Source organism: Streptomyces sp. NPDC057638 (genome assembly GCF_042800315.1).
Classification (GTDB): domain Bacteria; phylum Actinomycetota; class Actinomycetes; order Streptomycetales; family Streptomycetaceae; genus Streptomyces.
Genome location: NZ_JBHVHF010000236.1, coordinates 1 through 13,149 on the forward strand (window position 1 = coordinate 1; position 13,149 = coordinate 13,149).

General features: G+C 69.8%; 9 protein-coding genes. 8 read left to right on the plus strand and 1 reads right to left on the minus strand.

Annotated elements, in window-relative coordinates:
- Window positions 1-29 precede the first annotated feature (29 nt).
- A complete protein-coding gene (gene polA, locus ACFVIM_RS25995; protein ID WP_384305842.1) occupies window positions 30-2,684 on the minus strand; it encodes a DNA polymerase I in 2,655 nt (884 codons plus the stop codon).
- Window positions 2,685-3,011: 327 nt separating this feature from the next.
- Between polA and ACFVIM_RS26000 the strand changes: the two genes are divergently transcribed.
- From ACFVIM_RS26000 to ACFVIM_RS26035, 8 genes are all read left to right on the plus strand, one after another.
- On the plus strand, window positions 3,012-5,321 hold the full coding sequence (locus ACFVIM_RS26000) for an FdhF/YdeP family oxidoreductase (RefSeq protein ID WP_384305823.1): 2,310 nt from the start codon (window positions 3,012-3,014) through the stop codon (window positions 5,319-5,321).
- Window positions 5,322-5,566: 245 nt separating this feature from the next.
- A complete protein-coding gene (locus tag ACFVIM_RS26005; protein ID WP_384305826.1) occupies window positions 5,567-6,043 on the plus strand; it encodes a PaaI family thioesterase in 477 nt (158 codons plus the stop codon).
- Between the two features lie 509 nt (window positions 6,044-6,552).
- A complete protein-coding gene (locus tag ACFVIM_RS26010; protein WP_384305829.1) occupies window positions 6,553-7,185 on the plus strand; it encodes a Tat pathway signal sequence domain protein in 633 nt (210 codons plus the stop codon).
- A 102-nt stretch (window positions 7,186-7,287) separates the two neighbouring features.
- Window positions 7,288-8,520 (plus strand): branched-chain amino acid ABC transporter substrate-binding protein, encoded by a 1,233-nt coding sequence (locus ACFVIM_RS26015; protein WP_384305831.1) that lies wholly within the window; start codon window positions 7,288-7,290, stop codon window positions 8,518-8,520.
- Between the two features lie 108 nt (window positions 8,521-8,628).
- The gene (locus tag ACFVIM_RS26020; protein ID WP_384305834.1) at window positions 8,629-9,558 is read left to right on the plus strand and encodes a branched-chain amino acid ABC transporter permease; all 930 of its coding nucleotides are present in this window, start codon (window positions 8,629-8,631) and stop codon (window positions 9,556-9,558) included.
- A 59-nt stretch (window positions 9,559-9,617) separates the two neighbouring features.
- Window positions 9,618-11,423 (plus strand): branched-chain amino acid ABC transporter permease, encoded by a 1,806-nt coding sequence (locus tag ACFVIM_RS26025; protein WP_384305844.1) that lies wholly within the window; start codon window positions 9,618-9,620, stop codon window positions 11,421-11,423.
- A gap of 3 nt (window positions 11,424-11,426) precedes the next feature.
- A complete protein-coding gene (locus tag ACFVIM_RS26030; RefSeq protein WP_384305837.1) occupies window positions 11,427-12,404 on the plus strand; it encodes an ABC transporter ATP-binding protein in 978 nt (325 codons plus the stop codon).
- Window positions 12,401-13,117: an ABC transporter ATP-binding protein gene (locus ACFVIM_RS26035; RefSeq protein ID WP_384305839.1), complete on the plus strand. Its 717-nt coding sequence runs from the start codon at window positions 12,401-12,403 to the stop codon at window positions 13,115-13,117. Before ACFVIM_RS26030 ends, ACFVIM_RS26035 begins: the two co-directional genes overlap by 4 nt.
- Window positions 13,118-13,149: the final 32 nt, after the last annotated feature.

Below are 13,149 nucleotides of genomic sequence, written 5' to 3' on the forward strand. Positions count from 1 at the left end.
CGGTTGAGGGCCCCCGGCGGCCGGAGGGGTCAGTGGGCGGCGGACTCCCAGTTGGGGCCGACACCGACCGAGACATCGAGCGGGGCTCGTAGCGAGGCGGCGGCCGACATCTCGCGGCGCACGAGCTCTTCGACCCGCTCGCGCTCCCCTGGGGAGATCTCCAGCACGATCTCGTCATGGACCTGGAGCAGCAGTCGGGAGGAGAGCCCGGCCTCGCTCAGGGCTCCGTCGACACGGAGCATCGCGATCTTGACGATATCGGCGGCGGTGCCCTGGATCGGCGCGTTGAGCGCCATGCGCTCGGCGGCCTCACGGCGCTGGCGGTTGTCGCTGTTGAGGTCGGGCAGATAGCGGCGGCGGCCGAACATGGTCGCCGTGTAGCCCGTGGCACGGGCCTCGTCCACCACGCGGCGGAGATAGTCGCGCACTCCGCCGAACCGCTCGAAGTAGGTGTCCATCAGGGCACGGGCCTCGCCCGCCTCGATGTTCAGCTGCTGGGAGAGGCCGAAGGCGGAGAGGCCGTACGCCAGGCCGTAGGACATGGCCTTGATCTTGCGGCGCATCTCCGCGTCGACCGCCGAGGTGTCCACGCCGAAGACCTGGGAGGCGACGGTGTTGTGGAGGTCCTCGCCAGAGGTGAACGCCTGGATCAGGCCCTCGTCCTCGGAGAGATGGGCCATCACCCGCAGCTCGATCTGGCTGTAGTCGGCCGTCATCAGGGACTCGAAGCCCTCACCGACGACGAAGCCCCGGCGGATGGCGCGGCCCTCGTCCGTGCGCACCGGCACGTTCTGGAGGTTGGGGTCGGTGGAGGAGAGGCGGCCGGTGGCGGCGGTGGTCTGGCTGAAGGTGGTGTGGATCCGGCCGTCCGCCGCGAGTGTCTTGATCAGACCCTCGACCGTGGAGCGCAGCCGGGCCTGCTCACGGTGGCGGAGCATGATGACCGGCAGTTCGTGGTCGGTCTGGGTGGCGAGCCAGGCCAGGGCGTCGGCGTCCGTGGTGTACCCGGTCTTGGTCTTCTTGGTCTTGGGGAGGTTCAGCTCGCCGAAGAAGACCTCCTGGAGCTGCTTGGGCGAGCCCAGGTTGAACTCATGGCCGACCGCGGCGTGGGCCTCCGTGACCGCCTGCTGCACCGCGGCCGCGAAGGTCTCCTCCATCTTCTCCAGATGCGGGTGGTCGGCGGCGATACCGCGCCGCTCCATCCGGGCCAGCAGCAGGGAGGTGGGCAGCTCCATCTCGTGGAGCAGCTCGGCGGCGCCGACCTCCGCGAGCCGGGTGGTGAAGGCGTCGCCGAGGTCGAGCACGGCGCGGGCCTGCGCCATCAGGGCGTCGGCCTCGGCGTGCTCGTCGACGCCGAAGGCGAGCTGACCGTCGGCGGCGGCCGCGACGAGCTCGCGGTGGAGGTACTCGATGGACAGCGCGTCGAGGGCGAAGGAGCGGCGCCCCGGCTTGACCAGGTAGGCGGCGAGCGCGGTGTCCATAGTGACGCCCGCGATCCGCCAGCCGTGCTCGGGGAAGACCCGCAGGGAGTCCTTGGCGCCGTGCATCACCTTCGGGCGAGCCGGATCGGAGATCCACCCCGCGAAGGCGCGCTCATCGGCCTCGTCGAGCCGGGAGGTGTCGAACCAGGCCGCGGCGCCGTCGGCGGCCGCCAGCGCGATCTCACTGACGCTGCCGACGCCGAGGGCCCAGCTGGCGACGGTGGCCACACCGAGGGGCTGGGAGCCATGGCGCTCCAGCCAGGGGGCCAGCTCCCCGCTGTCGAGGACCGAGCCGTCCAGCTCGACCCCGGCGGCCGGGGCGGGCGCCTCCTCCTCCGCGGCGCCCGGGTCGACCGCGAGCAGCCGGTCCCGCAGGCTGGGGTTGCGGATCTCCAGGATCTCCAGGAACCCCTTGAGCGCGGCCCGGTCATAGGGAGCGCGGGCGAGGTCGGTGACACCCTTGGGCAGTGCGACATCGCGCACCAGCTCGGTGAGGTGCCGGTTGAGCTTGACCGCCTCCAGGTGGTCCCGGAGTGACTGCCCCACCTTGCCCTTGACCTCGTCGGCGCGCTCGACCAGCTCGGCGAAGGAGCCGAACTGGTTGATCCACTTGGTGGCGGTCTTCTCGCCGACGCCGGGGATGCCGGGCAGATTGTCGGACGGGTCACCACGCAGGGCGGCGAAGTCCGGGTACTGCGACGGGGTCAGTCCGTACTTCTCCTGGACCTTCTCCGGGGTGAAGCGGGTCAGCTCGGAGACGCCCTTCGTGGGGTAGAGCACGGTGGTGTGCTCGCTCACCAGCTGGAAGGAGTCCCGGTCGCCGGTGACGATCAGCACCTCGAAGCCCTCGGCCTCGGCCTGGGTGGCCAGTGTGGCGATGACGTCGTCGGCCTCGAAGTCCGCGACCGCGAACCGCTGGGCGTTCATGGTGTCGAGGAGCTCGCCGATCAGCTCGACCTGGCCCTTGAACTCGTCCGGTGTCGCGGAGCGGTTCGCCTTGTACTCCGGGAAGTCGCGGGAGCGCCAGGTCTTGCGGGAGACGTCGAACGCCACGGCGAAGTGGGTGGGCGCCTCGTCACGCAGCGTGTTCGCCAGCATCGACGCGAAGCCGTAGATGGCATTGGTCGTCTGTCCGCTCGCGGTCGTGAAGTTCTCCGCGGGCAGCGCGAAGAACGCCCGGTACGCCAAGGAGTGCCCGTCCATGAGGAGCAGGCGCGGACGGTTCTCTTCTGGGGTCTTCCTCGATGCTGTCTCAGCCACGGGACGATCCTGCCACGGACCACTGACATCGCCGTCCACGGCGCCGCGCCCCGGCCGCTGTCAGTGGCCCGTGTCAGGATCGTGGTGGACAGATTCGGCTTCGGATCCGGACTCGGGTTCATCGTCATGTGCGGGATTCACGGACGCGTGCGGGACAGGGACGCATGTGCGGACGCGCTCGGGGACGGGCGTGGACTGGGCCCGCCCAGGGCGGGCTCCGCGTCGCTTCCGTGGCCTTCGGCACCGTGACCGCGCTCAAGGGGGAGCACCATGGTCAGCAAACCGCCAGCGGGCGATCCGGTCCAGGACGCCCCCGAGGTGTCCGGGCCCGCCCACGCCGCCGCCGGGCTCTCCGCCATCGGCCACACCCTTCAGATGGCCCGGCGCCAGATGGGAGTGGCCCGCACCGCCCGGACCCTGCTCAAGGTCAACCAGAAGGACGGCTTCGACTGCCCCGGCTGCGCCTGGCCCGAGGGTGAGCGGCGCCATGTCGCCGAGTTCTGCGAGAACGGCGCGAAGGCCGTCGCGGAGGAGGCGACCCTGCGCCGGGTCACTCCCGCGTTCTTCGTGGAGCACCCGGTGGCCGATCTCGCCACCCGCAGTGGGTACTGGCTGGGGCAGCAGGGCCGGATCACCCAGCCGATGTATCTGCCGGAGGGCGGGGACCGCTATGAGCCGGTGAGCTGGGAGCGGGCCTTCGGGATCGTCGCGGAGGAGCTGACCGCCCTCTCCTCCCCCGACGAGGCCGTCTTCTACACCTCGGGCCGCACGAGCAACGAGGCCGCCTTCCTCTTCCAGCTCTTCGTCCGCGAATTCGGGACCAATAATCTTCCCGACTGCTCCAACATGTGCCATGAGTCCTCGGGGTCGGCGCTGAGCGAGACGATCGGCGTCGGAAAGGGCAGCGTCTCGCTCGAAGATCTCCACCAGGCGGATCTGATCATCGTCGCCGGGCAGAATCCGGGCACCAACCACCCGCGCATGCTCTCCGCCCTGGAGAAGGCGAAGTCCGGCGGCGCCAAGATCATTTCGATCAATCCGCTCCCCGAGGCGGGAATGGAACGGTTCAAGAACCCCCAGACCCCTCGTGGAATGATCAAGGGCGTCGCCCTCAATGACCTCTTTCTCCAGATCCGCATCGGCGGTGACCAGGCACTTTTCCGACTGCTCAATAAGTTGATCTTGGAAGTGCCCGGCGCGGTCGACGAGGCGTTCATCCAGGAGCACACCCATGGGTACGAGGAGTTCCGCGCCGCCGCGCGGGGCGCCGACTGGGACGAGACGCTGAGGATCACCGGCCTGGACCGGGGCGGGGTCGAGCGCGCGCTGGCCATGGTGCTGGCCTCCCGGCGCACCGTCGTGTGCTGGGCGATGGGGCTCACTCAGCACAAACACTCCGTGGCCACGATCCGCGAGATCGTCAACCTCCTTCTGCTGCGCGGCGCCATCGGACGACCGGGGGCCGGGGTCTGCCCGGTGCGCGGACACTCCAATGTGCAGGGCGACCGCACGATGGGGATCGTGGAGCGGCCCACGGAGGCGTTCCTGGACGCCCTGGGCAAGGAGTTCGGCTTCGCTCCCCCACGCCACCACGGCTATGACGTCGTCCGCTCGATCCGGGCGCTGCGCGACGGCGAGGCGAAGGTCTTCTTCGCGATGGGCGGCAACTTCGTGGCCGCTTCACCGGACACGGAGGTCACCGAGGCGGCCATGCGCCGGGCGCGGCTGACCGTGCATGTCTCCACCAAGCTGAACCGCTCCCACGCGGTGACCGGGGCGCGGGCGCTGATCCTGCCCACCCTGGGGCGGACCGACCGGGATCTCCGGGACGGGGTGCGCCAGGTGGTGACCGTCGAGGACTCCATGGGCATGGTGCACGCCTCACGCGGCAACCTGCCCCCGGCCCACCCCGACCTGCTCTCCGAGCCCGTGATCGTGGCGCGGCTGGCGCGGGCGGTGCTCGGCGCGGCCTCCGCCACCCCCTGGGAGGAGTTCGAGCGGGATTACGGCGCCATCCGGGACCGGATCGCGCGGGTGGTGCCCGGCTTCGAGGACTTCAACGCGAGGATCGCCCGGCCCGGCGGGTTCACCCTGCCGCACGCGCCCCGTGACGAGCGGCGCTTCCCCACCGCCACGGGCAAGGCCAACTTCACGGCGGCGCCGGTGGAGTTCCCCGAGCTGCCCGAGGGGCGGCTGCTGCTCCAGACACTGCGTTCCCACGACCAGTACAACACCACGATCTACGGTCTGGACGACCGTTACCGGGGGATCAAGGGCGGGCGCCGGGTGGTGCTGGTCAACCCCGAGGACGCGCGGGAACTGGGGCTGGCGGACGGTTCGTACACGGATCTGGTGAGCGAGTGGAGGGATGGGGTGGAGCGGCGGGCCCCCGGCTTCCGGGTGGTGCACTACCCGACGGCGCGCGGATGCGCGGCGGCGTACTACCCCGAGACCAATGTGCTGGTGCCGCTGGACGCGACCGCCGACACCAGCAACACGCCCGCCAGCAAGTCGGTGGTGGTGCGCTGTGAGGCGGTGCGGGAGCCAGGGGGTGGGGAGCCGGTGATAGCCGGGGGCTGAGGGGGCTCCGGGAGACCCGCCGGTGCGGGGTGGGGGAGTCGCGTGCGAGGGCTGTGCCACGCCCATCGGTCGACGCCGTGCCCACCACACCGGTCGATGCCGTGGCGTGCCCCTCGGTGCGGGCGTACGAGGCGCGCCATGGCGGCGGACCCCAGGGGAATGTGATCCAGCGGCTAAGCGTTCGCTCAGTCATCTGATAAGACGGTGTATCCAGCACGCAACCCAATCGGATCGGAGCCGTGCCCATGGGCGAGCGCAGTGCAGTGAAGTTCCCTCAGGAGGTCATCGACGAGTACGCGGCACTCGGGGTGGATCTGCCCGCGCTCTTCTCGGCGGGGACCCTGGGTACGCGGATGGGCATCGAGATCGTGGAGGCGTCGGCGGAGCGCGTGGTCGGCACCATGCCGGTGGAGGGCAACACCCAGCCGTACGGGCTGCTCCACGGTGGCGCGTCCGCCGTGCTGGCGGAGACGCTGGGCTCGGTGGGCGCGATGCTGCACGGCGGGAGCCGCAAGATCGCCGTCGGGGTGGATCTGAACTGCACGCACCATCGCGGGGTGCGGTCGGGGCAGGTGACCGGGGTGGCGACGCCGGTGCACCGGGGGCGGTCGACGGCGACCTACGAGATCGTCGTGTCGGACGAGGAGGGGCGGCGGGTCTCCACGGGGCGGTTGACGTGCATGTTGCGGGAGGGGAACGCGACGGGCGGAGCGGAGGCCTGAGGCGCCCGGGGCGCGGCGCCCCGCCCGCGGCGGGAGAGACACGGGAGCGGCGATCCGTTCGTCGCCGCTGACGCGGGTCCGAGGATGCCGCGCCATGGAGGGTCCCGGGGTAACAGCGAAGCGCGGTACGGGCGTTGTCGGGGGGCGAGGGGAGGTCTAGCGTTTGGGGCATGAGGGCTGGAGGTGACGGGCGCCGGAGGGGGCGGGGCCCGGTGCGGGCCCGGGCCCGGTGGTGAGGGATGGGCGGCCGTGGGGTGGGGCCCGTCGAGCCCGGGGAGGGGACCTGGGCCGCCGGGGAGGGGACCTGGGCCGATGGAGGCGCGACCCCGCCAGACGCGACCCCGCCCGGCACGCCCCCGCCGAAGAAGGCCACACCCGGTACGGCCCCGCCCGGCACGGCCCCGCCCGGCACGCCCTCGGCCGGCACGCCCTCGGCCGGTATGACCCCGGCAGGTACGCCCCCGCCGGACGCCGCGTCGGCGCCGGGGCGCCGCCGTACCGCTCTGACCGTGATCGCGATGACCGCCCTGGCCCTCGGTTCGGCCTATCTCTATCTCACCCGGCCCATACCGGCCGCTCCCCCGCCCACACCCTTCCCCGCCCAGTCGGTGGCCTTCGCCTATGACGGTCCGGCCGCGGCGCGGGGGGCCGCGTTCGGCTTCCGGGTCCAGGTCAGCGCGGTGACGGGCCCGCCGGTGACGGTGGAGCGGATCACGCAGGTCTCCGAGGCGCTGCGGGTGTCGACCGAGCCCGCCGCCCCCTTCACCGTTCGCACCGAAAGGCCGCGCACGGTACTGGTCATGATTGATGTGTCGGATTGCGGAAAAGTGCCGCGGAATGCCGGACTCCCTTTCCTGGACGTCACCCTGCGTAATACGCGCGCAATACAAGAACAGAGCTTCATCCTGGGCGAGGAGTACGCCCGGGACCTGGCCAGGGCGCTGGGGAGCCGCTGCCCTCAAGATCAATTATCAGCAGCCAAACCCCCTTACGGTCCTGCACGTTCTCACCATGCGGACGCGACGAAACGGATGGAATTCGGCTGTTCCACCCACGGTGTTCCGCTATGTATTACGCACCGGCATAACAAGAGCGTCACAGCCTGGCCCAGACCTCTCCACCAGCGCTATTCACCCCCATAGAGTCACCGCCAGTCACCGCGCCACCGAATTCTTTCGGTTCGGTTCCCGCGCTTGACTCGGCCGTTCCAGGGGGGACGGCCGTGCCCGGTGAAAGGACTGATCGTGCGTCAACGTTCTCTCATAGCCATGACGGCCGCAGTCACCGCGGGGGCTCTGTCCCTGACGGCCTGTGGTTCGCGTGACGACAACAAGGGCGGGGACTCGGGGGGCGGCGGATCCACGGTCGTCATCGGGATCGACGCGCCCTTGACCGGTGAGCTGTCCGCGCTCGGCCTCGGCATCAAGAACTCTGTCGACCTCGCCGCCAAACAGGCCAACGAGAAGAAGCACGTCGAGGGCGTCACCTTCAAGGTGGAGGCCCTGGACGACCAGGCGCAGCCCTCCTCCGGCCAGCAGAACGCCACCAAGTTCGTGGCCGACAAGGACGTCCTCGGCGTCGTCGGCCCGCTGAACTCCTCGGTCGCCGAGTCAATGCAGAAGGTCTTCGACGACGCCAAGCTGACCCAGGTCTCGCCCGCCAACACCAACCCGGCGCTCACCCAGGGCCCGAAGTGGAACGGCGGCGAGAAGGCGCGCCCCTTCACGTCGTACTTCCGCACCGCGACCACGGACGCCATCCAGGGCCCGTTCGCCGCGCAGTACCTCTTCAACGACGCCAAGAAGAAGAAGGTCTTCGTCATCGACGACAAGAAGACCTACGGCGCGGGTCTGGCCGCCACCTTCCGGGCCGAGTTCACCAAGCTCGGCGGCACCGTGGCGGGCAAGGACCACATCAACCCGGACACCAAGGACTTCTCCGCCGTCGTCACCAAGATCAAGAGCAGTGGCGCCGACGTCGTCTACTACGGCGGTGAGTACCCGGCCGCGGGTCCGCTGAGCAAGCAGATCAAGAAGTCCGGCAACAACATCCCGCTGGTCGGCGGTGACGGCATCTACAGCGCCGACTTCATCAAGCTCTCCGGCAAGGAGGGCCAGGGCGACCTCGCCACCTCGGTCGGCGCGCCGGTCGAGACCCTGCCCTCGGCCAAGGAGTTCGTGGCCAACTACAAGGCGGCCGGGTACAAGGACGCCTACGAGGCGTACGGCGGCTACTCCTACGACTCCGCCTGGTCGATCATCGAGGCCGTCAAGAAGGTCGTCGAGGGCAACGACGGCAAGCTCCCCGGTGACGCGCGGGCCAAGGTGCTCGAAGCCATGCCGTCCGTCAACTTCTCCGGCGTGACCGGTCAGGTCTCGTTCGACGAGTACGGCGACGCCACCAACAAGCAGCTCACGGTCTACCAGTACGAGGGAACCGCCTGGAAGGCGGTCAAGTCCGGCACGTTCGCCGGCTGACCCACCGGCCGACGCCCATTCACCCACCCTCCGCGCGGGGCGCGTCACCACAGCGCCCCGCGCGGGGTCGCATCCGTCGCGAGACGTCGAGCACTCGGAGGACGTGCGGTGCACGAACTGCCGCAGCAGTTGGTCAACGGCCTGCTACTGGGATCCATGTACGGCCTGGTCGCCATCGGCTACACGATGGTCTATGGCATCGTCCAACTCATCAACTTCGCCCATGGCGAGATCTTTATGACGGGTGGCTTCGGCGCCCTCACGGTCTGGCTCATCCTTCCGTCCGGCACCACCATGTGGCTGGCCCTGCCCTTGATGATCGTCGGCGCGGTGATCGTCGCGACGACGATCGCGGTAGGGGCGGAACGTTTCGCCTATCGCCCGCTGCGCGGTGCCCCACGGCTGGCCCCGCTCATCACCGCGATCGGTCTCTCCCTGGCGCTCCAGCAGGCCGTCTGGGCCTGGTACCCGGAGGCCAAGTCCTCCCGCACCTTCCCCGAGATCCCCGGGGGCCCGTTCGAGATCGGCAGTGTCACCATCCAGACCGGTGATGTCTTCCTGCTGCTCGCGGCCCCCATCTGTATGGCGGTCCTCGCCTACTTCGTGATGCGGACCCGCACCGGGCGCGGTATGCAGGCCACCGCCCAGGACCCGGACACCGCCAAGCTGATGGGCGTCAACACCGACCGCATCATCGTGGTCGCCTTCGCCCTCGGCGCCGCCTTCGCCGCCGTGGGAGCCGTCGCGTACGGACTCAAGTACGGCGAGGTGAACTTCCGGATGGGCTTCATCCTCGGTCTGAAGGCGTTCACCGCCGCCGTCCTCGGTGGCATCGGCAATATCTACGGAGCGATGCTGGGCGGTCTCGCCCTGGGCATCGCCGAGACCATGGCCACCGCCTACATCAGTGACATTCCCGGGATGCAGCAGGTCGGCGGCCAGTCCTGGGCCGACGTCTGGGCGTTCGTACTCCTTATCCTCGTCCTCCTGTTCCGGCCCCAGGGGCTGCTGGGCGAGCGCGTCGCGGACAGGGCGTGAGCACAGTGACCAAGCAGAACAAGCAGAACAGCCAGAACGCACAGACCTCCCAGAACCCGCTGCCGGGCACCCCGGCCGCCGACCCCGGCGCCCGGGGCCTGATCCCGCTGCCGCCCGCCCTCGCCCGTGCGCTGGCCACCGGCGGTGGCGCGGTCACCGCCGTCTCCGCCTTCCTCGCCTGGACCTGGACCTCCGCCTTCCCCGGCGATCTCACCGTCTACGGCTATCCGGGCGGCCTCCAGTGGCTCGTCCTCATCGCGGGCGCGCTCACCACGCTGCTCGGCCTCTCCTCGTACGGGGTGAAGGGGCTGCGCTGGCTCACTCCGGCCGGTGCGGACAGCGCCCTGCGGTTCGCGGCCCTCGCCGGCTTCGCCACCGCCTGGTACACCGTCCTCGCCATCAGCGGAAAGCTCGGCGGTCTGGTCAATCTGGAGATCGGCGGCTGGATAGCCGCCCTGGCGACGCTCGTGGCCCTCGCCGGGGCGCTGGCGCTGCCGTTCGTCCACCCCGACCCCGAGCCGGTGGACCCCGAGGACTCCGCCCTGGACCAGCTGCGGCAGAAGGGGCACAACCAGCTCGCGGTGGTGAAGGCGGCCTTCGTCACCGGGACCGTGCGGCCCGCGCCCAAGCTCTCCTCGTATCTGGAGATCCTGATCATCGTGGCGGCGCTCGCCATCGGTCTGACGGTCTTCACCTACGGCATCGGCACCGAGTACGACGAGCTGTTCATCGGCTTCCTGCTCACGGCGGGCCTCGGCTTCGCCGCGGTCGCCAAGGCGGGGCTGATCTCCCGGGTCGCCACCATCACCGCCCGGCACCGCAATGTGACCCTGGGCGGCGCCTTCGCCGCCGCCGCGGCCTTCCCCTTCACCCAGTCCGACGACCAGTACGCGACGATCGGCGTCTACATCCTGATCTTCGCCACGGTCGCGCTCGGACTGAACATCGTGGTCGGGCTCGCCGGTCTGCTCGACCTCGGTTACGTCGCCTTCCTCGGCGTCGGCGCCTACGCGGCGGCCATGGTCTCGGGATCGCCCTCCTCGCCGTTCGACATCCATCTCCCCTTCTGGGGCGCGATCCTGGTGGGCGCCGCCGCCTCGATGGTCTTCGGGGTGCTGATCGGCGCGCCCACGCTGCGGCTGCGGGGCGACTATCTGGCCATCGTGACGCTGGGCTTCGGTGAGATCTTCCGTATCGCCGTCAACAACATGGACGGCACCTCAGGACCCGACATCACCAATGGCTCCAACGGCATCTCCTCCATCCCCAACCTCAAGATCTTCGGCTTTGACTTCGGGGCCGAGCACACCATCCTCGGCTTCACCATCGGCCGGTTCGCCAACTACTTCTTCCTGATGCTGCTGATCACCCTGATCGTGGTGGTGGTCTTCCGGCGCAGCGGGGACTCCCGGATCGGCCGGGCGTGGATCGCGATCCGCGAGGACGAGACCGCCGCGCTCGCCATGGGCATCAACGGCTTCCGGGTGAAGCTGATCGCCTTCGCGCTCGGCGCGGCGCTGGCGGGGCTCGCGGGCACCGTCCAGGCCCATGTCACCTACACCGTCACCCCCGAGCAGTACCAGTTCGCCCATGTCGTCCCGCCGAACTCGGCCTTCCTGCTGGCCGCGGTGGTCCTCGGCGGCATGGGCACCATCAGCGGCCCGCTGGTGGGCGCGGCACTGCTCTATCTCATTCCGGCCAAGCTCCAGTTCCTCGGCGACTACCAGCTCCTCGCCTTCGGACTGGCGCTGGTGCTGCTGATGCGCTTCCGGCCGGAGGGGCTCATTCCCAACCGGCGGCGCCAGCTGGAGTTCCACGAGGCGGACCCGGCACCGTCCGTCGCCCTCGGCAAGACAGGGGCCTGAGCCATGACGACCACCACCACCCAGCGTGTCACCCCGGGGGAGCCGGTCCTCGAAGCCACCGGGGTCACCATGCGGTTCGGCGGCCTCACCGCCGTACGCTCGGTCGATCTGACCGTCAACCGCGGGGAGATCGTCGGTCTGATCGGCCCCAACGGCGCCGGGAAGACCACCTTCTTCAACTGCCTCACCGGCCTCTACATCCCCACCGAGGGAGAGGTCCGCTACCAGGGCACCGTCCTGCCGCCGAAGTCCTTCAAGGTCACGGCGGCGGGCATCGCGCGCACCTTCCAGAACATCCGGCTCTTCGCCAATATGACCGTGCTGGAGAACGTGCTGGTCGGACGGCACACCCGGACCAAGGAAGGACTGTGGTCGGCGCTGCTGCGCGGCCCCTCGTTCCACCGGGCGGAGGCCGCCTCCAGGGCGCGGGCGATGGAACTGCTGGAGTTCGTGGGACTGGCCGCCAAGGCCGACCACCTCTCCCGCAACCTGCCGTACGGAGAGCAGCGCAAGCTGGAGATCGCGCGGGCGCTGGCGAGCGAGCCGGGGCTGCTGCTGCTCGACGAGCCCACGGCGGGGATGAACCCGCAGGAGACCCGGGCCACCGAGGAACTGGTCTTCGCCATCCGGGACATGGGGATCGCCGTCCTCGTCATCGAGCACGACATGCGGTTCATCTTCAACCTCTGCGACCGGGTGGCCGTGCTGGTCCAGGGCGAGAAGCTGGTCGAGGGCGACAGCGAGACCGTCCAGGGCGACGAACGGGTCGTCGCCGCGTATCTGGGCGAGCCCTTCGAGGGAGCGCCCGGGGACGAGGAGCTGGCCGAGGTCGAGGCCGCGGAGTCGACCAAGGCGGCGGAGTCCGCCGGTGCCACCGGGGCCGCCGGGACCACTGGGGGGTCGCGGCCCGCCACGACACCCGACGCCACGGGGGCGGCCGATCCGTCCGAAGCGCCGAACAGCAGGGAGAACGACCGATGACCGCACTGCTGGAGGTCGAGGACCTACGGGTCGCCTACGGCAAGATCGAGGCCGTCAAGGGCATCTCGTTCACCGTCGAGGCGGGCCAGGTCGTCACCCTCATCGGCACCAACGGCGCCGGGAAGACCACCACCCTGCGCACCCTCTCCGGGCTGCTCAAACCCCTGGGCGGACAGATCCGGTTCAACGGCAGGTCGCTGCGGAAGGTCCCGGCGCACCAGATCGTCTCGCTCGGTCTGGCGCACTCCCCGGAGGGCCGCCATATCTTTCCCCGGATGACCATCGAGGACAATCTGCGGCTCGGCGCCTTCCTCCGCAAGGACACCGACGGAATCGCCCGGGACATCCAGCGCGCCTACGATCTCTTCCCGATCCTGGGCGAGCGGCGCAAGCAGGCGGCGGGCACGCTCTCGGGCGGTGAGCAGCAGATGCTCGCCATGGGACGGGCGATGATGTCCCAGCCGAAGCTGCTGATGCTGGACGAGCCGTCGATGGGCCTGTCGCCGATCATGATGCAGAAGATCATGGCGACCATCGTGGAACTGCGGGCGCAGGGCACGACGATCCTGCTGGTGGAGCAGAACGCGCAGGCCGCCCTCTCCCTGGCCGACCAGGGACATGTGATGGAGGTCGGATCGATCGTGCTCTCCGGCTCGGGGCGCGAGCTGCTCCATGACGAGTCGGTGCGCAAGGCGTATCTCGGCGAGGACTGAGACCCGGCGGCCGGGCGCCCGGGGCACCGACG